The sequence below is a fragment of the Enterobacter sp. J49 genome (assembly GCF_002148625.1).
Lineage (GTDB): Bacteria > Pseudomonadota > Gammaproteobacteria > Enterobacterales > Enterobacteriaceae > Enterobacter > Enterobacter ludwigii.
This window is the reverse complement of record NZ_MWPY01000033.1, coordinates 421,995-443,294: the sequence shown is the minus strand read 5'-3', so window position 1 is coordinate 443,294 and position 21,300 is coordinate 421,995. Positions and strand designations below refer to the sequence as shown.

The 21,300-nt window shown below is 56.9% G+C and carries 21 protein-coding genes and 1 riboswitch; of the genes, 10 read left to right on the top strand and 11 right to left on the bottom strand.

Annotated features, from left to right (window positions below; all coding sequences use genetic code 11):
- Nucleotides 1–6: 6 nt before the first annotated feature.
- The gene (gene rspA, locus BJP35_RS15020) at nt 7–1,221 is read right to left on the bottom strand and encodes a starvation-sensing protein RspA (RefSeq protein ID WP_047744575.1); all 1,215 of its coding nucleotides are present in this window, start codon (nt 1,219–1,221) and stop codon (nt 7–9) included.
- A 113-nt stretch (nt 1,222–1,334) separates the two neighbouring features.
- A complete protein-coding gene (locus BJP35_RS15015) occupies nt 1,335–1,661 on the bottom strand; it encodes a YnfA family protein (RefSeq protein ID WP_025204305.1) in 327 nt (108 codons plus the stop codon).
- Between the two features lie 152 nt (nt 1,662–1,813).
- Here BJP35_RS15015 and BJP35_RS15010 point away from each other — a divergent pair, with 152 nt between their 5' ends.
- Together BJP35_RS15010 and speG are read left to right on the top strand one after the other, a co-directional pair.
- Entirely contained in the window at nt 1,814–2,152 is a 339-nt protein-coding gene (locus BJP35_RS15010; RefSeq protein WP_020884264.1) for a DUF1283 family protein, read from the top strand.
- Nucleotides 2,152–2,712 carry a spermidine N1-acetyltransferase gene (gene speG, locus BJP35_RS15005; RefSeq protein ID WP_020884265.1) on the top strand — a complete coding sequence of 187 codons (561 nt, stop codon included), beginning with the start codon at nt 2,152–2,154 and terminating at the stop codon, nt 2,710–2,712. Before BJP35_RS15010 ends, speG begins: the two co-directional genes overlap by 1 nt.
- Before the next feature lie 16 nt (nt 2,713–2,728).
- Here the strand turns inward: speG and BJP35_RS15000 are convergent, their stop codons facing one another.
- Nucleotides 2,729–3,475 (bottom strand): YnfC family lipoprotein, encoded by a 747-nt coding sequence (locus BJP35_RS15000; RefSeq protein ID WP_032670404.1) that lies wholly within the window; start codon nt 3,473–3,475, stop codon nt 2,729–2,731.
- Between the two features lie 387 nt (nt 3,476–3,862).
- Between BJP35_RS15000 and catA the strand changes: the two genes are divergently transcribed.
- The 6 genes from catA (at nt 3,863) to dmsD (ending at nt 9,753) form a co-directional block, all read left to right on the top strand.
- Entirely contained in the window at nt 3,863–4,561 is a 699-nt protein-coding gene (gene catA, locus BJP35_RS14995) for a type A chloramphenicol O-acetyltransferase (RefSeq protein WP_047744574.1), read from the top strand.
- Between the two features lie 173 nt (nt 4,562–4,734).
- Complete coding sequence (locus BJP35_RS14990; RefSeq protein WP_014169881.1) at nt 4,735–5,028, top strand: DUF1161 domain-containing protein; 294 nt, start codon at nt 4,735–4,737, stop codon at nt 5,026–5,028.
- Between the two features lie 145 nt (nt 5,029–5,173).
- The gene (gene ynfE / locus BJP35_RS14985) at nt 5,174–7,612 is read left to right on the top strand and encodes a selenate/tellurate reductase subunit YnfE (protein WP_047744573.1); all 2,439 of its coding nucleotides are present in this window, start codon (nt 5,174–5,176) and stop codon (nt 7,610–7,612) included.
- 10 nt (nt 7,613–7,622) lie between these two features.
- Nucleotides 7,623–8,240 carry a DMSO/selenate family reductase complex B subunit gene (locus BJP35_RS14980; protein ID WP_014169373.1) on the top strand — a complete coding sequence of 206 codons (618 nt, stop codon included), beginning with the start codon at nt 7,623–7,625 and terminating at the stop codon, nt 8,238–8,240.
- Between the two features lies 1 nt (nt 8,241).
- Nucleotides 8,242–9,096 (top strand): dimethyl sulfoxide reductase anchor subunit family protein, encoded by an 855-nt coding sequence (locus tag BJP35_RS14975; RefSeq protein WP_047744572.1) that lies wholly within the window; start codon nt 8,242–8,244, stop codon nt 9,094–9,096.
- 42 nt (nt 9,097–9,138) lie between these two features.
- Entirely contained in the window at nt 9,139–9,753 is a 615-nt protein-coding gene (gene dmsD / locus BJP35_RS14970; RefSeq protein WP_014169877.1) for a Tat proofreading chaperone DmsD, read from the top strand.
- Nucleotides 9,754–9,771: 18 nt separating this feature from the next.
- Here the strand turns inward: dmsD and atzF are convergent, their stop codons facing one another.
- From atzF to BJP35_RS14930, 8 genes are all read right to left on the bottom strand, one after another.
- Nucleotides 9,772–11,571: an allophanate hydrolase gene (atzF, locus tag BJP35_RS14965; protein ID WP_047744571.1), complete on the bottom strand. Its 1,800-nt coding sequence runs from the start codon at nt 11,569–11,571 to the stop codon at nt 9,772–9,774.
- On the bottom strand, nt 11,568–15,170 hold the full coding sequence (uca, locus tag BJP35_RS14960; protein ID WP_047744570.1) for an urea carboxylase: 3,603 nt from the start codon (nt 15,168–15,170) through the stop codon (nt 11,568–11,570). Before uca ends, atzF begins: the two co-directional genes overlap by 4 nt.
- 152 nt (nt 15,171–15,322) lie before the next feature.
- Nucleotides 15,323–15,955 (bottom strand): urea amidolyase associated protein UAAP2, encoded by a 633-nt coding sequence (locus tag BJP35_RS14955; protein ID WP_014169873.1) that lies wholly within the window; start codon nt 15,953–15,955, stop codon nt 15,323–15,325.
- A gap of 11 nt (nt 15,956–15,966) precedes the next feature.
- On the bottom strand, nt 15,967–16,674 hold the full coding sequence (locus tag BJP35_RS14950) for an urea amidolyase associated protein UAAP1 (protein WP_040019021.1): 708 nt from the start codon (nt 16,672–16,674) through the stop codon (nt 15,967–15,969).
- Nucleotides 16,675–16,687: 13 nt separating this feature from the next.
- Nucleotides 16,688–17,464: an ABC transporter ATP-binding protein gene (locus BJP35_RS14945; protein ID WP_014169870.1), complete on the bottom strand. Its 777-nt coding sequence runs from the start codon at nt 17,462–17,464 to the stop codon at nt 16,688–16,690.
- The gene (locus BJP35_RS14940) at nt 17,461–18,276 is read right to left on the bottom strand and encodes an ABC transporter permease (protein WP_014169869.1); all 816 of its coding nucleotides are present in this window, start codon (nt 18,274–18,276) and stop codon (nt 17,461–17,463) included. Before BJP35_RS14940 ends, BJP35_RS14945 begins: the two co-directional genes overlap by 4 nt.
- 17 nt (nt 18,277–18,293) lie before the next feature.
- Nucleotides 18,294–19,352 (bottom strand): putative urea ABC transporter substrate-binding protein, encoded by a 1,059-nt coding sequence (locus tag BJP35_RS14935; RefSeq protein ID WP_032681129.1) that lies wholly within the window; start codon nt 19,350–19,352, stop codon nt 18,294–18,296.
- 57 nt (nt 19,353–19,409) lie between these two features.
- A riboswitch (guanidine-I (ykkC/yxkD leader) is annotated at nt 19,410–19,508 on the bottom strand.
- A gap of 216 nt (nt 19,509–19,724) precedes the next feature.
- Complete coding sequence (locus BJP35_RS14930) at nt 19,725–20,177, bottom strand: MarR family winged helix-turn-helix transcriptional regulator (RefSeq protein WP_047366463.1); 453 nt, start codon at nt 20,175–20,177, stop codon at nt 19,725–19,727.
- A 71-nt stretch (nt 20,178–20,248) separates the two neighbouring features.
- On the opposite strand from BJP35_RS14930, the gene BJP35_RS14925 reads away from it, so the two are divergent.
- Complete coding sequence (locus BJP35_RS14925; RefSeq protein WP_086463356.1) at nt 20,249–20,539, top strand: DUF1330 domain-containing protein; 291 nt, start codon at nt 20,249–20,251, stop codon at nt 20,537–20,539.
- A gap of 106 nt (nt 20,540–20,645) precedes the next feature.
- Nucleotides 20,646–21,269, top strand: coding sequence for a glutathione S-transferase family protein (locus BJP35_RS14920; RefSeq protein ID WP_014169864.1), 624 nt, complete (start codon nt 20,646–20,648; stop codon nt 21,267–21,269).
- Nucleotides 21,270–21,300: the final 31 nt, after the last annotated feature.

The window sequence follows — 21,300 nt, the reverse complement described above, 5'->3', positions numbered from 1 at the left end:
CCTCGTTTACCAGTTCCACAACGTGCCATCTTCGAGACGGGCAACCGGAAGATAGGCAGGATCGTACGGGTATTTCGCCGCCAGTTTTTCGTCAAATTCAATACCCAGCCCGGGTTTGTCGCCCGGATGCATATAGCCATTATCAAAGCGCCAGCTGTGCGGGAAGACCTCCAGCATCTGTTCGGAGTAACCCATATATTCCTGTACACCAAAGTTTGGCACCCACAGGTCAAAATGCAGCGCGGCGGCGTGGCAAACAGGCGACAGATCCGACGGTCCATGTGAACCGGTACGCACCTGATAAAGCGAGGCGAAGTCCGCGATGCGCCGCATGCCGGTGATGCCGCCCGCGTGGGTAATGGTGGTGCGGATATAGTCGATAAGCTGCTCTTCAATAAGCTGCTTGCAGTCCCAGATGCTGTTAAACACTTCTCCAACCGCAATCGGCGTGACCGTATGCTGACGGATCAGACGGAAGCAGGCCTGGTTTTCCGCTGGCGTAGGATCTTCCATCCAGAACATACGGAATGCTTCAATGCTCTTACCGAATCGCGCCGCCTCAATCGGGGTCAAACGGTGGTGCATGTCGTGCAAAAGATGCTCATTAAAGCCAAATTTACTGCGCACCGCATCGAACAGCTTCGGTGTGAAATCGAGGTATTTTTCGCTGGACCAGAGCTGCTCTTCCGGCCAGTTACCTTTAGTGGCGGGCTCGTAGGCCAGCCCTTTTCCTTTCGACATGCCATAGGTGGTTTTCATACCCGGCACGCCGCACTGGACGCGGATCGCCTTAAAACCCATCTCTTTATGCCGGGCGTAATCTTCCAGCACGTCATCAATGGAGTGTCCGGTGGTATGACAATAGACCATCACCCCTTCCCGGGATGCGCCGCCCAGCAGCTGGTAGAGCGGCATATTGGCCGCTTTGGCTTTGATATCCCACAGTGCCATATCCACAGCGGAAATGGCCGACATGGTGACCGGACCACGACGCCAGTAGGCGCCTTTGTAGAAGAACTGCCAGATATCCTCAATGCGGTGCGCATCACGGCCGATCAACTGCGGGCAAAGGTGATCTTTCAGATAAGAGGCCACCGAAAGTTCACGTCCGTTGAGGGTGGCATCACCCAGGCCGACGATGCCCTCGTCGGTGGTAATTTTAAGGGTGACAAAGTTACGCCCCGGGCAGGTAACAAAGACTTCAGCCCCGACAATCTTCATAATCCATTTCCTTACATCGCTCATTGTGATGCTGGAAACTTACTCTTCTGCACTACTACCATACAAGTATAATTATCATAAAATCAGCGAACGGTCACAAAAAAATCGGGCGCTCAGGCGCGCCCCCATCCGGCAACAATAATCAACATGCCGCACAGCGCAACCAGCGCCCCGGCCCAGTCATAGGCGCTGAGCTTCACACCATCCACCACGCGTAACCACAGCAGCGCGGTACAGACATAAACCCCGCCATAAGCGGCGTAGACGCGCCCGCTGGCCGCCGGGTGCAGCGTCAACAGCCAGACAAACAGGGCCAGCGCAATGCCCGCCGGGATCAGCAGGAAGACGGTTGCCCCCTTCTTCAGCCAGAGCCACGGAAGGAAGCAGCCGATGATTTCACACAGCGCAGTGGCAAAAAAAAGCAGAGTGGTTTTGAGCATATTTACGGTCATGTGATGATTTATTTAGACATCATACCTGATGATATCGTTTACTTTTCCATACCCGTGCCGCGGGTATGCCGTTATTTCTCTTTGGTGTAGAATCTGAACGGGATAACTTAATTATCTGCGCCCATTTAAAAGGAAACGCTATGACTACATTAAGCAAACGCCTTTGTCTGACAGCCCTGCTGGCGCTGTCATCGTTCGCCTTTGCCGCCTCTGCCACCGCGGAAACCAGCAAACTCATTATTGAGTCTGGCGACAGCGCGCAAAGCCGTCAGAACGCCGCCATGGACAAAGAACAATGGAATGACACCCGTAGCCTTCGCCAGAAGGTGAACAAACGTGTTGAAAAAGAGTGGGACAAAGAAGATGTCGCTTTCGACGCGCGCGATAAGTGTCAGCAAAGTGCCAACGTTAACGCCTACTGGGAGCCAAATACCCTGCGCTGCCTGGATCGTCGTACTGGCCGCACGGTAGCGCCATAATGTCAGTGCAGTGTGACGTTAAGCTCCGCCCGCTGGAGCGTGAAGACCTGCGCTTCGTCCACCAGCTCGACAATAACGCCAGCGTGATGCGCTACTGGTTCGAAGAGCCTTACGAGGCGTTTGTTGAGCTGTCGGATCTCTACGACAAGCACATTCACGATCAAAGCGAACGCCGTTTTGTCGTGGAGTGTGAAGGTGAAAAAGCCGGTCTGGTGGAACTGGTTGAGATCAACCACGTTCATCGTCGGGCAGAATTTCAGATTATCATTTCACCTGAGCATCAGGGGAAAGGTCTTGCCACGCGGGCGGCGAAGCTGGCGATGGATTACGGATTCAACGTCCTCAATCTCTACAAGCTTTATCTCATCGTGGATAAAGAAAACGAGAAAGCGATCCATATCTACCGCAAGCTGGGCTTTATGGTGGAAGGCGAACTGGTTCACGAGTTCTTTATCAACGGTGAATACCGCAACACCATTCGCATGTGCATCTTCCAGCATCAGCACCTGGCCGGACACAAACCGTCAGGCGCCAGCCTGCTGAAACCCACCGCGCAGTAACCTGCGCGGCTTTTTCTCAGTAGTATTCAATACTGTTCTTAATGGTGTACTTGCGCTCAACGGCGGGCTTCACGCTGTTGTCGGTGATCGTCAGATCGCAACTCACCGGATTATTGTGTCGATCGTAATCACAGCTCTGATTGACGTTGCCCAGCGGCTTGTCATTCAGCATGCTCACGGCGGAGTAATCCATTCTTTTGCGAAGATCTTTAGACGGCGTCGACTGGACGGATAAATGCTGGTCCCCGGAGACGGTGGTTTTCCCCAGCGGATAGCCATCCGCATCATAGCGGTACTTCACTTCCATCTCTTTGCCGTGCGCCGCCACCACAAACCCGTTATCGTCGGTATCCCACGTTACGCCCGCCGACGGTAATTCGGCCAGCTGGCATTTCCCCTGCAGTTTCACTTTTCGCTGCTGGGTTTCCGCATCAAGGTAGTAATTAGCATCCAGTACCAGCGCCACGCCGGTATTGGCCTCGAGGTCGTGCAGTTCGAGGGTATCGAAACACCCTTCCGTCGACATCGTACCGGTTACCCGTTTGGAGACTTCACCTTTGTCGTTGAACAGTGTCTGGGTAAAGTCTTTTACCGGGCCGCGCAGAGGGTCAAAATCAAATTCATTGGAGAAGCTCGCCATCTCGGGCGTAAACGACAGCGGCGCGGAAGGGTTGTCGCACCCCACCAGTGTTGCTGCCAGTAGCGTTATCGCTGCGTAGTTCTTCACATCATTTACCGAATCAGGGAGAGTATTCCCGATCATATTAGCAAATACCGTTGTTCACACGATAGCAAAATGTCAGGCGAAAAGAGACGTACAATCAATGCATTAATCTCTCTTGCCCTCTGCAAAACCTCGCCAGAACGAGAAGGCGCTGTGCCCGCTGTTGAACAGGAAACACACCTGCTTTGAGTGCATGACGGATATTCTGTGACATATTAATAACATGAAAACGCCGGCAGATTGCGCCATCTAACTTTATTCTTTGATATATTAAATGTTTAACATCCCCTTTCTTCCTCTATAAGGATGCGCTACCCTCACAAATGCGTTCGCGTCCAAAACCGCCTGGAATCTCTATGCTTTCTTTATTCATGAAAAAACGTAGGCAAAACGCTGATTTTTGATTGCTCATCAAAGGTTAAAAAAATGAAAAAAACAATCCCTGAATATACGCCTGTTGACTTATCACGTTGGGCCAGAAAAGAACATTTCGAGGTATTTCAGTCCTTTGCTCAATCTACATTTAATCAAACTGTTCAAATAGACATCACCGCATTGCTCAAGGATATAAAAGAACTGGGCTGGAAATTTTATCCGACGATGATTTCCCTCCTTTCTAAAATCGTCAACAACCATTCGGAATTCCGTATGGCCATGAAGAACAATGAACTTGTCATATGGAATGAAATTCATCCAAGCTATACCATTTTCCATAATGAAACGGAGACCTTTTCTTCATTATGGAGTCACTTCGATGGCAATATTGATCATTTCCAGAATGTTTATTCGGAAGATGTTGCTCGCTATGGTAATAGCCTTTCTTATTGGCCGAAGGAAGAGTCGCGGGAAAATGTATTTTTTGTGTCGGCGATCCCCTGGTCAAGTTTTACCAGTTTTAATATCAACGTAGCCAATATGCAGAACTTTTTTGCCCCCATGTTCACGATGGGGAAATACGACAACCAGGGTGGAAAAGTATTGTTGCCCCTCGCCGTGCAGGTCCATCATTCCGTGTGCGATGGTTTCCATGTGGCAAGATTGTTCAATGAGTTACAGGCGATGTGTGATGACTTACGGCATCACTCCGGCGAACGACAGGTGCAGAGCAAAACGCAACGCGCTTAGCGTCGCGATGCCGGGCGGGTATCACCGCCCGCAGGACGTGTTGATGGAAATTGAAATTGGGGAAAATGAGCGCAGGAAACCTGTATAAGATTGTTCAGAAAGTTATCCCCAATAACAAAAGCTTACACGAACCCTGCTAAGCTTAACCGACACACAGAGAAAAGGAGCTACAGATGAAACGGTTACCCTGGATTACCGCCCTGCTGTTAATGAGCGCTTCTACAGCGGCTCTGGCTGCCCCGGATTCCTGCGAGCGCGTAAAAAGCGATATTCAGCAGAAAATCATCAATAACGGCGTGCCCGAGTCCGGCTTTACGTTGAATATTGTGCCAAATGATCAGGCTGACCAGCCGGATGCACAGGTAGTCGGTCATTGTGCGAACGATACTTTTAAAATTCTCTATACCCGCACCGGTAGCGGTGCCGCATCAGGGATGCAGGATAATGGTCAGGGCGAACCTCAGTGATTTTAATCACTTTCTCGCGGCCAATTCCCTTTGACTTGATGAGGATTAATATTTAATACCTCCAAATAAGTAACATTCACCCCATCATTAGCCCGGTTGTAATCACGGGCGAAAATAATACGCAATTAAAATGATGGGGTGAGTTATGTCCGATGTCGAAAATCACGGCGGGATCAGCCGTCGAACGTTGGTTAAATCCACTGCAATAAGCTCTCTGGCACTTGCCGCGGGGGGGATTTCACTGCCTTTTGGCCTCAAACGCGCCGCTGCCGCGGTACAAAACGCCGTAAAGCCCGCTGAAGACAAAGTGGTCTGGGGTGCCTGCTCGGTCAACTGCGGGAGCCGTTGTGCGCTGCGTCTTCACGTCCGTGATGAAGAAGTTTACTGGGTCGAAACGGATAACACCGGTGAGGATATTTATGGCAATCATCAGGTTCGCGCCTGCCTGCGCGGGCGTTCTATTCGCCGTCGGATCAATCACCCCGATCGTCTGAACTACCCCATGAAGCGCGTAGGGAAACGCGGTGAAGGAAAATTTGAGCGTATCTCATGGGATGAAGCCCTGGACACCCTTACCCGCAGCCTGAAAGATGTCGTGGAAAAATACGGCAACGAAGCGGTCTACATTAACTACTCCTCCGGCATTGTGGGCGGCAATATCACCCGCTCCTCCCCTTATGCTTCGCTGGTCGCGCGTCTGATGAACTGCTACGGCGGCTTTTTAAGCCACTATGGCACTTATAGCACCGCGCAAATAGCCTGTGCAATGCCCTACACCTACGGCAGCAACGACGGCAACAGCACCTCAGATATTGAAAACACGAAGCTGGTGGTGATGTTCGGCAATAACCCGGCAGAGACGCGCATGAGTGGCGGCGGGATAACCTATTATCTCGAGCAGGCCCGCGAGCGCTCTCACGCGCGCATGATCGTCATCGATCCGCGGTATACCGACACCGCCGCCGGGCGCGAAGACGAGTGGATCCCGATTCGCCCGGGGACGGACGCCGCGCTGGTCGCAGGTATCGCCTGGGTACTGATCGACGAAAACCTTGTCGATCAGCCGTTCCTCGACACGTACTGCGTCGGCTATGACGAAAAAACGCTGCCGGAAGGTGCGCCTGCTAACGGGCATTACAAAGCGTATATTCTCGGTCAGGGTGACGATGGCATCGCCAAAACGCCGGAATGGGCCTCGCGCATCACAGGCATACCGGCCGATCGCATCATCAAGCTTGCACGAGAAATTGGCAGTACCAAACCGGCCTACATCTGTCAGGGCTGGGGCCCCCAGCGCCAGGCCAACGGCGAGCTGACCTCCCGCGCCATTGCCATGTTGCCGATTTTGACCGGAAACGTCGGTATCAACGGCGGTAACAGCGGCGCACGTGAATCGACCTACACGATCACCATTGAGCGTATGCCACTGCCGGATAACCCGGTGAAAACGCAAATCTCATGCTTTAGCTGGACCGACGCCATCGCGCGCGGACCCGAAATGACCGCCCTGCGCGACGGCGTGCGGGGAAAAGAGAAGCTGGATGTGCCGATCAAATTCATCTGGAACTACGCCGGCAACACCATCATCAACCAGCATTCCGACATCAACAAAACCCACGATATTCTGCAGGACGAGAGTAAATGCGAAACCATCGTGGTGATCGACAACTTTATGACCTCGTCGGCGAAATATGCTGACATCCTGCTACCCGATTTAATGACCGTTGAGCAGGAAGACATTATTCCTAACGATTATGCAGGCAACATGGGCTACCTGATTTTCCTTCAGCCCGTGACCGCGCCGAAATTTGAGCGCAAACCGATCTACTGGATCATGAGTGAAGTGGCGAAACGCCTCGGCCCGGATATTCATCAGCGATTTACCGAAGGACGTACCCAGGCGCAGTGGCTGCAGTATCTGTATGCCAAAATGCTCGACAAAGATCCGCAGTTGCCGTCCTATGACGAACTGAAAGAGAGGGGTATTTATAAGCGTAAAGATCCGGCCGGGCACTTCGTGGCCTATAAAAAATTCCGCGATGATCCGCAGGCTTATCCGCTCAACACCCCCTCGGGCAAGATTGAAATTTACTCCAGCAAGCTGGCAGAGATTGCGGCTACCTGGGAGCTCGCCGACGACGAAACCATCAGCCCGCTGCCGGTCTACGCCTCGACCTTCGACGGCTGGGACGCCCCGGAACGTCATAAATTCCCGCTGCAGCTCTTCGGCTTCCACTTCAAAGCCCGCACCCACTCCAGCTACGGCAATGTCGACGTGCTGAAAGCCGCCTGCCGTCAGGAGGTCTGGCTTAACCCCGTGGACGCGGCGCAACGCGGCATCAAAAATGGCGATACGGTGCGCGTGTTTAACGATCGCGGCGAGGTGCGCATCGAAGCGAAAGTCACACCACGCATCATGCCCGGCGTGAGCGCGATGGGCCAGGGAGCCTGGCATGACGCCAATATGAACGGCGATCGTGTCGACCACGGTTCATGCATCAACACCCTGACCACGCACCGCCCGTCACCGCTGGCCAAAGGTAACCCGCAGCACACCAATCTGGTGCAGATCGAGAAGGCGTAAGGAGTAAGTGATGACCACTCAGTATGGATTTTTTATTGATTCCAGCCGCTGCACCGGGTGCAAAACCTGCGAGCTCGCCTGCAAGGATTACAAAGATTTAACCCCGGACGTCAGCTTCCGCCGTATTTACGAATACGCGGGCGGTGACTGGCAGGAAGACAACGGTGTCTGGCACCAGAACGTGTTTGCCTATTACCTGTCGATTGCCTGCAACCACTGCGAAGACCCGGCCTGCACCAAGGTCTGCCCGAGCGGGGCGATGCACAAGCGTGACGACGGGTTTGTGGTGGTGGATGAAGATGTCTGCATCGGCTGTCGCTACTGCCACATGGCCTGTCCGTACGGTGCCCCGCAGTACAACGCCGCCAAAGGCCATATGACCAAGTGCGACGGCTGCCACACCCGCGTGGCGGACGGCAAAAAGCCGATCTGCGTGGAGTCCTGCCCGCTGCGCGCGCTGGATTTCGGTCCTATCGACGAGTTGCGTAAAAAACATGGTCAGCTGGCGGCCGTCGCGCCGCTGCCGTCCGCGCACTTCACGAAGCCGAGCATCGTGATTAAACCTAACGCCAACAGCCGCCCGACAGGGGATACCACCGGCTACCTGGCAAACCCGAAAGAGGTGTGAGATGGGAAGTGGATGGCATGAATGGCCGCTGGTGATCTTCACCGTCTTCGGACAGTGCGTCGCCGGGGCATTGATCGTTATGGGGCTCGTCTGGCTTACTGAAAAAGACGACGCGGTGAAAACACGCCTTGTCCGCAGTATGTTCTTTCTGTGGCTGGTGATGGGCATCGGATTTTTGGCGTCCGTGCTGCACCTTGGCTCCCCGCTCCGGGCCTTTAACTCGCTCAACCGCGTGGGTGCTTCGGCGCTCAGTAACGAAATTGCCGCGGGATCCGTTTTCTTTGCCGTGGGCGGTTTCTGGTGGCTGGTATCCGTTATCGGTAAAATGCCCCCGGCACTGGGTAAAATCTGGCTGGTCGTTAGCCAGATCCTGGGCGTTGTCTTTGTCTGGGCGATGACCCGGGTTTATCAAATTGATACCGTACCGACCTGGTACACGGGCTACACCACGCTGGCCTTTTTCCTGACGCTGGTATTGGGGGGGCCGCTGTTTGCAGCCCTGTTGCTGCGCGTGGCAAACACGACATATAAAAGCACATTCGCGGCCTCTGTCAGCGTGCTGGCACTCCTGGCCTGCGTGGCGGTCATCGTGCTGCAGAGCAATGACCTGGCGACAATCCACAGTTCCGTTCAACAGGCGAGTGCCCTGTTGCCTGACTATGGCGCACTGCAAATCTGGCGTATCGTACTGCTTGCCGCCGGACTCGGCTGCTGGTTGTGCCCGCTGATGCGTCGGCAGGAGCCTAAAGCCCTCGCTCTTTTTGCAGGCGTGATACTGGTCGTCGTGGGTGAACTGATTGGCCGTGGTCTTTTCTATGGTCTGCACATGACCGCAGGTATGGCGATTGCGGGTTAACACAGTAGCGCGGGCTACTCCGCGCGAGCAAGGAAGGTAGTCATGAAAGAAGTCTCACAGCGTGATTCGTTCGCGTTCAGCGCCCGGGTACTGGGCGCGCTGTTTTATTTTGCTCCGGATAGTGAGGAGACTGCGCCGCTGGTGCAGGCGCTCACCGCAGGCGACTGGATTCAGGACTGGCCGCTGGCGCCGGAAACGCTGCAGCCCGTTGCAGATGCGTTCAAAACGCCAGCAGATGAAGCATTGAAAGATGCCTGGCAACGTCTGTTTATTGGCCCTTACGCCCTGCCATCACCGCCGTGGGGTTCCGTCTGGCTGGATCGGGAATCCGTGCTCTTCGGCGACTCCACCCTCGCGCTGCGCCAGTGGATGCGTGAAAACAACATTGCCTTCGAGATGAAGCAGAACGAACCGGAAGATCACATCGGTACCCTGCTGTTACTGGCCGCGTGGCTGGCAGAAAATGGCCGCGACGCTGAACGCGACCAACTTCTGGCGTGGCACCTGCTGCCTTGGAGTACCCGCTTCCTGTCCGTGTTTGTTGAAAACGCCGGGCACCCGTTCTACACCGCACTGGGCAAACTCGCACAGCTGACGCTCGCGGACTGGCAGGACACGTTAATTATTCCGGTCGCAGAAAAAACGCTGTACCGCTAACGCCAGCACCTGGCTTGCTCACCGATTCCGGGCAAGCCAGGCTCTCCAGCCACCAAATTCCGTGATATCCCGTGCCCCCTCCAGGCCATACGCCTCGCAGATAAACCCGGTCAACCACCGTCCATCCTGCAGCTCGATTTTTCCCAGCCCCAGGGGTGCGGGGATCCCGGCGAGAAACGACCCCACTTCGCTGTGCGGTAGCTCCCAGACCTCGACCGCAATCCCGGCCCCCTGGTCTGCCACCCGAACCATTCCGGGACGTTTACCGTCCGCCAGCGCATACAGACGGTAATAAGGTGCGCTGGTGGTCGCGTCGACAAGGCGTGCTCCGCGCTCTCGTAACTGAACATTGAGCGCCAGACCGTCCATATGCGCACCGCAGACCACTATCCGCAGGCGGTCATGGGTTGCGGTGCAGGTCGGCGCGTCGTCCAGCATGGCGCGGTTGCCCGGTAACGTTAATTTTGTGTGACGTTGTAACGCATCGGCCAGACTGAGCAGATACTGATCGGTAAACGCGCGGCCAAACAGCGTGACGCCGGATGGCAGCCCATTCTTCATTTCACCGACCGGGACCGCTACGGCGGCATAGTCGAGCAGGTTCATAAAGTTGGTATAGATGCCCAGCGCCGAGTTGCTTTTAACCGGTTCATCGGCCAGCTCAGCCAGACTCACCGGGCGGGGATACGTCGGGATTAATACGCAATCCAGGTCGGCCATCATGGCATCGCACTCGGCTTTATACCGCTGGAGTTTGTACTGCGCGTCAAACGCCGCCACCGCAGTGGCTGCAGGCGCGTTTTGCAGGACATCACGGATAACCGGCAACACCGCGTCGGGCTGGCGTTCAATCAGCGCACCCGCGAGGTGATAACGCTCGGCGACCCACGGGCCGTCATAGAGCAGTTTCGCGGCCGCCAGAAACGGTGCAAAGTCGAGAGTCACGGGCACGCCCCCCAGCGCGATAAGCCTCGTCTTTGCGCGGTGATACAGTGCCTCGCTTTCTGCACAGCCGAGAAACTCCAGCGTCTCCGGCACGCCAAAGCGAAAGCCCGCAGCAGGGACACCAAAAGCCTGCGGACCGTTCCACGCCGGGTTTGACCGGCTGTATTCGTCACGCGGATCCTGTCGCGCCGTGAGTGCCAGCAGCTGGCTGGCCTCTGCTGCTGTCGCGGTGAAAAACGTGACGCAGTCCAGCGTGCGGCAGGCAGGCACAACCCCTGCCGTGGAGATGAGACCTTTGGTTGCCTTGAGGCCGACCAGATTATTCAGCGAGGCCGGTACGCGCCCGCTGCCGGCCGTGTCCGTTCCCAGTGCGAAGCTCGCCAGACCCAGGGCGACCGCCAGCGACGACCCCGCGCTGGAGCCACCGGACGGGTAATCCGGATGAACGCTGTTACGACATGGGCCATACGGCGAACGCGTACCGTTTAAGCCGGTAGCGAACTGATCGAGGTTAGTTTTCCCCAGAGGAATCGCCCCCAGCGCAATCAGCTGCGAAACTATCGTTGCATCCTGCTCTGCCCGATACGCAAATGCCGGACAGGCGGCGGTGGTGTCGATACCTGCCAGATCGATATTGTCTTTGATGGCAAAGGGCACGCCGAACAGCGGCAGCGTGTCCGGCGCTACGCCATCCAGCGCGGCGAGGTACGGCTCCAGCTCTTCAGGGGTGAGCAGATAAATAAAAGCGTTAAATGACGGGTTCAGCGTCAGCGCGCGCTCGCGTAATGCCGTTATCACCTCACGCGGGGCGATCTGGCCTTCACGGTATGCCTCTGCCAGCACAGAGAGACGTAAATCATAAAGAGGCTTCATGCTGTTTTCTCCAGAACGACCACGCACTGGCCCGCCCGCACCGACGACCCCGGCTGGACACGGACCTGACTGACCACGCCGTCCTGAGTGGCAACTAACGGGATTTCCATTTTCATCGACTCCAGCACCACCAGCACATCGCCTTCGCGCACGGTGTTGCCGACCACAACGTTCACCTGCCACAGGTTGCCGGCAACCGGGCTTTCAACACCGGATTCTCCCGACCGTAACGGCACGTCGTCACCGTCATCCGTCAGTTCATCGCTACTGTCAAAATGCGCCTGCCCGCCCGCTATCCAGCGCTCACGCTCGGCGTTAAACGCCGCCTGCTGATGCGTACGGAATGCCTCAATCTCAGGTGCTTCGTCAGCCAGAAACTGCTGATACTCCGCCAGTTTCAGCGTGGTGTGTTCAATACGCAGCGGATAACGCCCCAGCGGGAAATCCCGGCGGATATTTTGTAACTCCCCGGCAGAAACCGGATAAAAGCGAATTTGATCGAAGAAACGCAGCAGCCAGGGCTTGCCGCCGAAATCCTCTACCGTGCGATAGCGATTCCACATCTGCAGGGTTCGTCCCACAAACTGATACCCGCCCGGCCCTTCCATACCGTAGATGCAGAGGTATGCCCCGCCAATGCCCACCGAATTCTCCGCCGTCCAGGTGCGCGCCGGATTGTATTTGGTGGTCACCAGACGGTGTCGCGGGTCGAGCGGCGTGGCCACCGGCGCGCCGAGGTAGACATCCCCCAGCCCCATCACCAGATAACGGGCGTCGAACACCGTTTTATACACTTCATCAATGTTAGCCAGATCGTTTATGCGACGGATAAACTCCAGGTTACTCGGGCACCACGGCGCATCGCGGCGCACGGTGGTCATGTATTTGTCGATGGCTTTCTGACACGCCGGATCGTCCCAGGAGAGCGGCAGCCAGACGATGCGCGACGGCACGTCCAGCGAGTCCTGGTCACAAACGCCCTGCCACAGCCCGGCGATCACCTCCAGCAGGCTATCCAGGCGCAGCGTTTCCGGCTGATAATGAATTTGCAGGGAGCGGATCCCCGGCGTGAGATCGATAACGCCTTTCAGCGCCCGGTCCTCCAGCGCCTGCATCAGCGCGTGGCCGCGAAAACGCAGCACCAGATCCAGCTCAGGCTCGCCAATCTCCAGCAGCAGATGGGTATCACCCGACACTCTCGCCACCAGACGTTTATCGGCCGTCCCCTGCGTCAGCACAATCGGTGAGTCCAGACCGGCAGGTTGCCACGTGACAGGTTGCGGGGTCAGGCTGGCGATTTGGCGCTCCTGCGCCTGCGCCAGCCGTCGCGCGGTGGCAATATCCACCGGCACAAAGCGAACGTAATCTCCCGCCTTCAGTTGCCCTACCGCGTGCAGATCGGCCTCGATGATGGTGACCGGACAGACAAACCCGCCCAGGCTTGGGCCATCCGGGCCGAGGATCACCGGCATATCGCCGGTAAAATCCACCGCGCCGATGGCATACGGATTGTCATGAATGTTCGACGGATGCAGGCCTGCCTCGCCGCCGCTGTCGCGAACCCATTCCGGTTTCGGGCCAATAAGGCGTACCCCCGTCCGGCTGGAGTTGAAATGCACTTCCCATTCGGTGGCGAAAAACGTCGCGATGTAATCCGGCGTGAAATACTCCGGTGCACCGTGCGGGCCGTAAATCACCCGCAGTTCGCGCACCGCGTCCAGCCTCGTGTGCAGCGCCTGCGGCAGCGGCGCGTCCGCTACCGGCTCGGTTAACGGCGCCAGATGCAAAATGTCACCTGTGCGGAGCGCCCGTCCGGCGTGCCCCCCGAACTGCCCCAGCGTGAAGGTGCTTTTACTGCCCAGATATTCCGGCACGTTAAACCCGCCGCGCAGGCAAAGATAGCTGCGCACGCCCGCACCGCGGATCTCTCCCATACGCAGCGTCATGCCCGCACGTACGCGAAAAACGTGATTATTGGCCAGCGGTTCACCGTCCAGCGTGAGCGCAATTTCAGCGCCCGTCACCACCAGCTGCGCATCGCAGTTGAATTTCAGCGTCGGGCCGCTGAGGGTGATCTCAAGCGCGGCGGCATCATCTTTATTACCCAGCAGACGGTTACCCAGACGCAGCGCCAGGCTGTCCATTGGCCCGGATGGCGGAACGCCAACCGCCCAGTAGCCTGTGCGTCCCGGGTAATCCTGCACCGTGGTCTGCGTACCGGCGCTGAGCACCTCCAGCGTGGACGCCTGGTACATCAGGTGCTCAAGACAGCGGGTCCAGGGCTCACCTGCGGCAAACGGCGCGAAGGTCAGGATCTGCTGCAGATAATTGCGGTTGGTTTCAACGCCATAAAGACGGGTCTCCCCCAGCGCGGTATGCAGCACGCGGATGGCGGCTTCGCGTGTCGGCTGCCAGGCGATCATTTTGGCTAACATGGGGTCAAAAAACGGCGGGACTTCGCATCCGGCCTCAACCCAGCTGTCGATGCGCAGCGTAACGCGGTCATCGGGCGGGAAAGCCACGTCCGTGAGCAGTCCCGGTGAAGGCTGGAACTGACGGCCCGGATTCTCGGCATAGATCCTGGCCTGAATGGCATGCCCCTTCGGTTTCAGGGTGTCACGCAGTGTCGCCAGTGGCGGCAACGTTCCGGCGGCAAGTTCGATCATCCAGCGCACCAGATCCACGCCCCACACCTGTTCGGTCACGCCGTGCTCCACCTGCAAACGGGTATTCACCTCAAGGAAGTAAAAGCGGGCGGCGTCGCTGTCATAGACGAATTCAACGGTGCCCGCGCTGCGGTAGTTGACCGCTTTACCCAGCGTTATCGCCGCCTCGCACAGTGCCTGCGCCATGCCCGCCGGCAGGTTTGGCGCGGGCGTCTCCTCCAGCACTTTCTGGTTACGCCGCTGCACAGAGCAGTCGCGCACGCCGAGAGCAATCACCTCGCCCTTGCCGTCGCCAAACAGCTGTACTTCCAGATGGCGCGCCCGCTCAATGTACTTTTCGATAAATACACCCGCGTCGCTGAAGTTATTTTTCCCCAGACGCACTACCGCATCGAACGCGTCACGCAGCGCTTCTGCGTCATAGCAGACGCGCATACCGATGCCGCCGCCTCCCGCTGTGCTTTTCAGCATCACCGGATATCCCACCCCGGCGGCAGCGTTGACGGCCTGGTTAACATCGGCCAGCAGGTCGGTGCCCTCCAGCATCGGAACCCCGTGCGTTTTCGCCAGCGCGCGAGCGGTATGCTTTAGCCCAAACAGACGCAGCTGTTCCGGCGTGGGGCCCACAAAGGCAATCCCCGCGGCGTCACACGCTTCGGCGAACGCGGCGTTTTCCGAGAGAAAGCCGTACCCCGGATGAATGGCCTGTGCCCCGCTGGCTTTCGCGGCGGCGATGATCTTCGTGCTATCCAGATAGGTATTCGCCGCCGGGCCATCGCCCAGACTCAGCGCTTCATCGGCCTCGCGAATATGCAGGCTGCTGATATCCGCCTCGGAATAGACTGCCGCACCACGGATTTTCATGGTGCGCAGGGTGCGTAAAATGCGGCAGGCTATCGCCCCGCGGTTCGCAATCAGGAGTGTCGTCAACATAGGTCAGACTCAATCGTGGCGGGTCGTCCCGCCGAAAATCGGCTCACCCATGGTCGTCCATGGGGGAAAAAGCGGTTACGGCAGAATGCGTCCGGCACGGACTTCAAACAGGCGGTACAGCGCCTGGCGCAGTCGCTGCCAGCGGGTGGGCGTCAGTTCCATACCAGCACCTCAGCAGGCGTTGGGTTCCAGCCGTTGCAGGGGTTATTCAGCTGTGGACAGTTGGAGATCAAGACAATGACGTTGCACTCGGCGCGCAGGTCGACGTATTTCCCCGGCGCGGAGATACCATCTTCAAACGTCAGCCCGCCCTCTGGCGTCACCGGCACGTTCATAAAGAAATTGATGTTGGCCGTGATGTCGCGTTTTTGCAGACGGCCATCGTGCAGACAGGCGCAGAGGAAGTTATCGCGACAGCTGTGCATATGGCGTTTATCGAGGGCGTATCGCACGGTGTTGCTCTCCTGGGCGCAGGCCCCGCCGAGGGTATCGTGACGCCCGCAGGTATCGTCGATAATGGTCAGCAGGGGGTTACCGAGGCTGGAGTACAGGACGCTGCCACGCGTGAGATAGGCGTTGTTCTGACGGCGCAATGTGCGCTGTGCATCGTAACGTTCACGCGGGTTATCGGCATTGTAGAACAGCGTGTCGACCGCCTGGTTACCTTCCAGGTCGAGCAGGCGCAACGTCTGCCCTAGTTTCACCTCGAACAGGTACGGTTCACCTGCCGGGATCACGTGGCGAAATACCGCGTCTTGCACATGCTTTTCAGAGATCATGGTCATTTTACTGCTCCTTACAGGGCGAAAAGCCGGGTATTGGTCATGGCGCGTTCGTTTTCCGGGCGCGTCAGAAGCGCGTTAACGGCCCCCTCTTCATCCTCAGCCTGTCGCCAGCTCAGCGCGACAGGTCGTGGGGCATATTCCCGGGACGGATCCATCGGATGCTGCAGCGCGGTCATCACCACAAGCGTGTCCATGGGCGCGTACAGCTCCACGTAACTGCCCGGCTGCGAATAGCCGCCGTGGAAGGTGAACTGACCGCGGTCATCGACGGTGACTTTGCTGAAGAAGTTGACCACCATCAGCAGATCTTCGAGATTGAGATCCCACTTACCCATCTCCACCAGCAGGTTGTCCGTTCCGTTTCGGTAAAACCCGTTACGCAGTTCCTGATAGCGTCCCTGGCCATACTTTTCAGTCACCTCGGCGGCGTTCAGTACGCCGCCAAACGGGTCATGCCAGCCGCAGGTATCTGCGGTGATGCCTGCCAGCACGCGTCCCATGTCGGAGTAAAAGCAGTGTCCGGCGGTCAGTCGCGCGGTGTGCTGGCCTTTCAGGGTGTCGGGCAGGTTCAGACGTTCACTTTTCTCGTGCGGATTCAGCATCAGCAGGCTGACGTTTGCTCCACCTTCAATGTCGGTCATACGCAGGATCTGCCCGCGCTTAAGCACAAACGAGAGGTGACCGCCGCCGGGCAGGATCTCTTCACGTAACATGGTCATGGTATTCACGGTGTTAACCCCTTAATGCATAAACGTTATCGGGAGCCGTTCCACTCAGCGCGGAGAGCCGCGTCTCGTTGAGCGGAATGTCGTAGGTAATACGGGCACCAAAGGCGTTGGGCGCCTGCGGGTCGAGGCGCACTTTGTCGAACACCAGTAAGCGGGTGCCGAGGTTAAAGCCTTCCGAAAGATCGTGGGTGACCATAAAGACGGTCATGCGGGTCTCCCCCCAAAGCTGAAGCAACAAGGCGTGCATATCTTTACGGATACCCGGGTCCAGGGCGCCAAACGGCTCATCCAGCAGCAACACGCGCGGCTGCATAATGAAGGCCTGCGCAATGGCTAAACGTTGCTGCATACCGCCGGAAAGCTGGGCCGGGTATTTGTGCATCGCATGCCCGAGACCGACTTTTTCCAGCATCCCGGTGGCCCGCTCACGCGCCGCGCGTTTCTTTGCCCCAAACAGGCGCCCGAACAGCGGCGCTTGCGGCAGTTCGAGCCCTATGGTGACGTTATCCAGCACGCTGAGATGCGGGAAAACGGAGTAGCGCTGAAACACCACGCCCCGGCTGCTGTCCGGCTCGGCGCGCAACGGTTTACCGTCGAGCGTAATGGACCCTCGGCTGGGCGCTTCCTGACCGAGCAGCAGGCGCAAAAACGTGGATTTTCCGCAGCCAGAGGCCCCCACCATTGAGCAGAACTCGCCCTCTTTCACCTGCAGATTGAGGCGCTCCAGCACCACGTGGTCGCCGTACTCCTGCCAGATATTGTTGATGGTGATAAAGCTCATGCCTTCCCTCCTTCCGCCCAGGGAAACCAAGTTTTATGTAACTGGCGCAGGGCCAGATCCATCAGCCAGGCCAGCAGCGTGATCCACAGGACGTACGGAATGATCACATCCATCGCCATATAGCGGCGCACGAGGAAAATGCGATAGCCCAGCCCGGCGGTTGAGGAGATGGCCTCTGCCGAAATGAGAAACAACCATGCCGACCCCAGCAGCAGACGCAGCGAGGTCAGAAGCCGCGATAGCAGCTGCGGAAGTACCACGCGCAACACCAGCGTCCAGCTGTTGGCACCCAGCGTCTGGGCTTTGATCAGAATCTCCGGTGGGATTTCGCACGCGCGATGCTCCAGATCGCGCGCCAGCATCGGCGTGATGCCGATGACAATCAGCATCACTTTCGACAGTTCATCCAGCCCGAAAACGATAAATAGCACCGGCAGGATCGCCAGCGGCGGGATCATCGACAGCACCGTCATCAGCGGCGAGAGCGACGCGCGCCACAGTGGGAAAACACCGGCGGTGACGCCAACACAGAGGCCGATGATCGAGGCGATGACCAGCCCCGTCAGAAGACGGGCAAGGCTCACCAGCGTGTCCACCCAGAACAGATAGTCACCGCTGCGTTTATCCGGGGTAAACGCCATGCGTGATAGCGCGTCCAGCATCTGCTGCAGGCCAGGCAGCAGCTTGTCCTGCGGGTTAGCCTCCAGCCTGACCGCGGAACCGAAAAAGTACGCGGCCAGCAGCAGGACGAAAGGCAGCATCACGAGCATCAGCCGCATGCCGGGCGTGGGATGGCGATTAATTTGTCGCATGGATGTTCCGTCCGTTATTACAGCGTGCCGGCAGCGGCCATTTTCACGAAGCTGTCGTCAAAGCGCAGCTTCACGTTGCTGGCATCGCCCTGGGTGACATTGCCCGGGAAGCGCATGCCGATGAAATCCGCGCTTTGCGCCCCATCGCCCAGCAGCCCTTTATCGAACGAAAACGTGGCCACGCGCTGCATGGTTTTCGCCAGTTCCGGCGACGTTAAAAAGGCAATATTGTCCTGCGGGGTATAGAACAGATGGGTTGTTTTCAGCTGCGCCTGATAACCGGCCAGATCGGTACCGGAGGCGGCGGCCATTGCGTTGAGCACGGTGGCGTCCTGCGCTTTCATCAGCCCCATCATCTCGTACCATGCGCCGGTTAATGCTTTGCCAAGCGCCGGGTTGTCTTTCAGGGTTTCGCTGTTGACCACCATCATGTCGATAAGCTCACCCGGTACCTGAGAGGAACTGAACACTTCAGTCGTTTTTGGCGTGCCTTTGATGACCGACAGCTGCGGGTTCCAGGCTACCGCCGCCTGCACATTTGCCGTGCCAAAGGCGGAGACGATATCCGCGTCAGACGTGTTTACCACGGTGACGTCTTTTTCGGCCAGGCCGGCTTTTTCCAGGCCACGCACCAGCAGATAGTGGGAAACAGAGAGCTCAGGCAGGTAGACTTTCATCCCCTTCAGGTCGTTGAGCGTTTTGCCCTCGCCCTTCATCACCACGCCGTCGTTGCCTTCTGAATAGCTGCCGAGGATCAGCGCCGTGGTATCAACACCGCCCGCGGCCGGTATGGTCAGCGCATCCATATTGGTCATGGTGCAGCCGTCAAACTGGCCCGCAGTGTACTGGTTGATGGATTCGATATAGTCGTTGAGCTGAACAACGTTGATTTTGATGCCGTATTTATCGGCCCATTTATCGATGATTTTGCTACTGCTGAGGGTGCCCCAGGGCATCCAGCCGGCGTAGATGGTCCAGCAGACGTTGAACTCTTTCTTCACCGCAGCAAAGGTGGGGAGACTGACCAGCATCGCCAGGGAGAGTACCAGGGTGCGGAATAATGGCGTTTTCTTCATGCTTGACCTCTGAGTGGCACAAAATTAGGGGGCAGCGCGACACCTTCAGGTGCTGCTGTCTCCCGGGCTTTTGTCCCGCCGTGTAACCTCTCAGAGGTCGCCAGCTCTTGGACCAGTCATTCACCGCAGTGAACCGGAACCCTAGCCAGCTATTTTTCAAATTGTGGTGTGCTGCCCTTCAGTGTTAAGCGTTGCAAGGGATATGCCAGAATTTTTTATGTTAATTATTAAACTGTTAAGTCTGCCTGTGCAGGCTGTTTCACCGTTTTGGTGAGACACGGCGAGTTGAGTGCACCGTGCTGGTGCTCTTTGGGATGACGCGTGGTGCTGACGGCGTTGCCCACAGAACGTGTCTGCGACAGCAGGAAAGGCTCAAAATGATGTGCTGGTTTTTGCCAGGTCTTTCATCATCGTCGTCGTCAGGCTGAGCTGCTCGCTTCCCATTTTACGTGACAATTCCTCTCTTGCGGACTGCCATACGGGGATCACGGATGTCAGAAGCGCCCACCCCTGCGCGGTCAGGCTAAGTTGTTTTCCACGGCGTCCGCGCCCCCCCGTTGATTCAATAACCCCACGGGACTCCATAATCCGTATGTTTCGGCTCAGTGTGGTTGCATCCACCCCGGCCTTTGATGCAAGTCCTGCCACCGTTTCATTTACGCTACCGCCGATCCCCACCAGCAGGCTGAACTGTTCTGCCGTCAATTCATAAGGTCTGAAGCAGGCGTTGTAATAACGCGTAATAGCCCGTGCGGTTGCACGTGCCTGATACGCCGGGCAGGTCTCGGGGATGGTTTTTAGTAACGCCAGATCAACAGTGTTCATACTTTACGCTCGACAGATACGGTGAGATAAAATAGTGTATATACACTATTAACGCTATTCAAGGTATCACGATGCCCGCATTTATCCATATCAATTTACGTGTTATCGACCCTGCACGGCAGGCCAATCTTGCCCCTCGCTTCAGACTGGCACTTGAAGAGGCCGGCGGCAAAATTCTGCATTTTGGTCATGTTGTCGAACGCCTTGAAGGCGATGAAGAACCGCTACCCTTTGCTGGCATTTTTGAGTTCCCTTCACTGCAGCAGGCGCTGGCGTTTTATCATTCGGAAAAATATGCCCCGATCAAAGCTGAACGCCAGCTGGCACAGCAGGCAAAAATGTTCGTTGTCACCACTGACTAAGCGTTTCGTTTCCTTGCCTGCGGTATCGTTTCCAGATTTCTCCACCCGTTCGCCAGAACCGGTGTAGAGTTTTTAAACACTGCATCTCTAAAAGGACACCGGCATCATGTTAAGCATCCTGGGCAAGACAACCTCGATCAACGTACGTAAAGTGCTCTGGACCTGCGAAGAAGCGGGTATCGAGTATCACCAGGAAGACTACGGCAGCGGTTTTGCCTCCACGCAAACCGCTGCCTTCCGCGCCCTGAATCCCAACGCCATGGTTCCCGTGCTGCTCGATGACGAGTTCGTCCTCTGGGAATCTAACGCAATCTGCCGTTATCTGGCACGTAAAGCCGGCCGTGAGGATCTCCTGCCAACGGAACCGCAGGCCTGCGCCAACGTCGAACGCTGGATGGACTGGCAGGCAAGCGAATTCAACAATGCCTGGCGGTATGTCTTTCCGGCACTGGGACGCAATAACCCGGACTATAACGACCCGGAGCGTATTGCCGCCGGAATTAAAGCGTGGAACCACTGCATCGCTATTCTGGAGGAGCAGTTGCAACGCACTGCAGCCTATACGGCGGGCGAGGTGTTTACCCTTGCAGACGTGGTACTTGGTCTTTCGGTGAACCGCTGGAAAATGACGCCATTTGATAAGCCTGATGTGCCGGCAATTAACGCCTGGTTCGAACGGCTTAATCAGCGACCGGCATTTTTACGTCACGGGAATAACGGTATGGTGTAAGTTTTTCAGCCCACACACATTCAGCAAGGAT

What these genes read in the sequence shown, in the direction of transcription:
- dmsD (WP_014169877.1), top strand. Translation starts at nt 9,139, where the DNA reads ATGAAAGAAGTCTCACAGCGTGATTCGTTCGCGTTCAGCGCCCGGGTA.
- BJP35_RS15010 (WP_020884264.1), top strand. Translation starts at nt 1,814, where the DNA reads ATGACTACATTAAGCAAACGCCTTTGTCTGACAGCCCTGCTGGCGCTG.
- catA (WP_047744574.1), top strand. Translation starts at nt 3,863, where the DNA reads ATGAAAAAAACAATCCCTGAATATACGCCTGTTGACTTATCACGTTGG.
- BJP35_RS14940 (WP_014169869.1), bottom strand. Translation starts at nt 18,276, where the DNA reads ATGCGACAAATTAATCGCCATCCCACGCCCGGCATGCGGCTGATGCTC.
- BJP35_RS14975 (WP_047744572.1), top strand. Translation starts at nt 8,242, where the DNA reads ATGGGAAGTGGATGGCATGAATGGCCGCTGGTGATCTTCACCGTCTTC.
- BJP35_RS14980 (WP_014169373.1), top strand. Translation starts at nt 7,623, where the DNA reads ATGACCACTCAGTATGGATTTTTTATTGATTCCAGCCGCTGCACCGGG.
- BJP35_RS14990 (WP_014169881.1), top strand. Translation starts at nt 4,735, where the DNA reads ATGAAACGGTTACCCTGGATTACCGCCCTGCTGTTAATGAGCGCTTCT.
- atzF (WP_047744571.1), bottom strand. Translation starts at nt 11,571, where the DNA reads ATGAAGCCTCTTTATGATTTACGTCTCTCTGTGCTGGCAGAGGCATAC.
- BJP35_RS14950 (WP_040019021.1), bottom strand. Translation starts at nt 16,674, where the DNA reads ATGACCATGTTACGTGAAGAGATCCTGCCCGGCGGCGGTCACCTCTCG.
- BJP35_RS14945 (WP_014169870.1), bottom strand. Translation starts at nt 17,464, where the DNA reads ATGAGCTTTATCACCATCAACAATATCTGGCAGGAGTACGGCGACCAC.
- BJP35_RS14925 (WP_086463356.1), top strand. Translation starts at nt 20,249, where the DNA reads ATGCCCGCATTTATCCATATCAATTTACGTGTTATCGACCCTGCACGG.
- BJP35_RS14930 (WP_047366463.1), bottom strand. Translation starts at nt 20,177, where the DNA reads ATGAACACTGTTGATCTGGCGTTACTAAAAACCATCCCCGAGACCTGC.
- ynfE (WP_047744573.1), top strand. Translation starts at nt 5,174, where the DNA reads ATGTCCGATGTCGAAAATCACGGCGGGATCAGCCGTCGAACGTTGGTT.
- BJP35_RS14935 (WP_032681129.1), bottom strand. Translation starts at nt 19,352, where the DNA reads ATGAAGAAAACGCCATTATTCCGCACCCTGGTACTCTCCCTGGCGATG.
- BJP35_RS15000 (WP_032670404.1), bottom strand. Translation starts at nt 3,475, where the DNA reads ATGATCGGGAATACTCTCCCTGATTCGGTAAATGATGTGAAGAACTAC.
- speG (WP_020884265.1), top strand. Translation starts at nt 2,152, where the DNA reads ATGTCAGTGCAGTGTGACGTTAAGCTCCGCCCGCTGGAGCGTGAAGAC.
- uca (WP_047744570.1), bottom strand. Translation starts at nt 15,170, where the DNA reads ATGTTGACGACACTCCTGATTGCGAACCGCGGGGCGATAGCCTGCCGC.
- rspA (WP_047744575.1), bottom strand. Translation starts at nt 1,221, where the DNA reads ATGAAGATTGTCGGGGCTGAAGTCTTTGTTACCTGCCCGGGGCGTAAC.
- BJP35_RS15015 (WP_025204305.1), bottom strand. Translation starts at nt 1,661, where the DNA reads ATGCTCAAAACCACTCTGCTTTTTTTTGCCACTGCGCTGTGTGAAATC.
- BJP35_RS14955 (WP_014169873.1), bottom strand. Translation starts at nt 15,955, where the DNA reads ATGACCATGATCTCTGAAAAGCATGTGCAAGACGCGGTATTTCGCCAC.
- BJP35_RS14920 (WP_014169864.1), top strand. Translation starts at nt 20,646, where the DNA reads ATGTTAAGCATCCTGGGCAAGACAACCTCGATCAACGTACGTAAAGTG.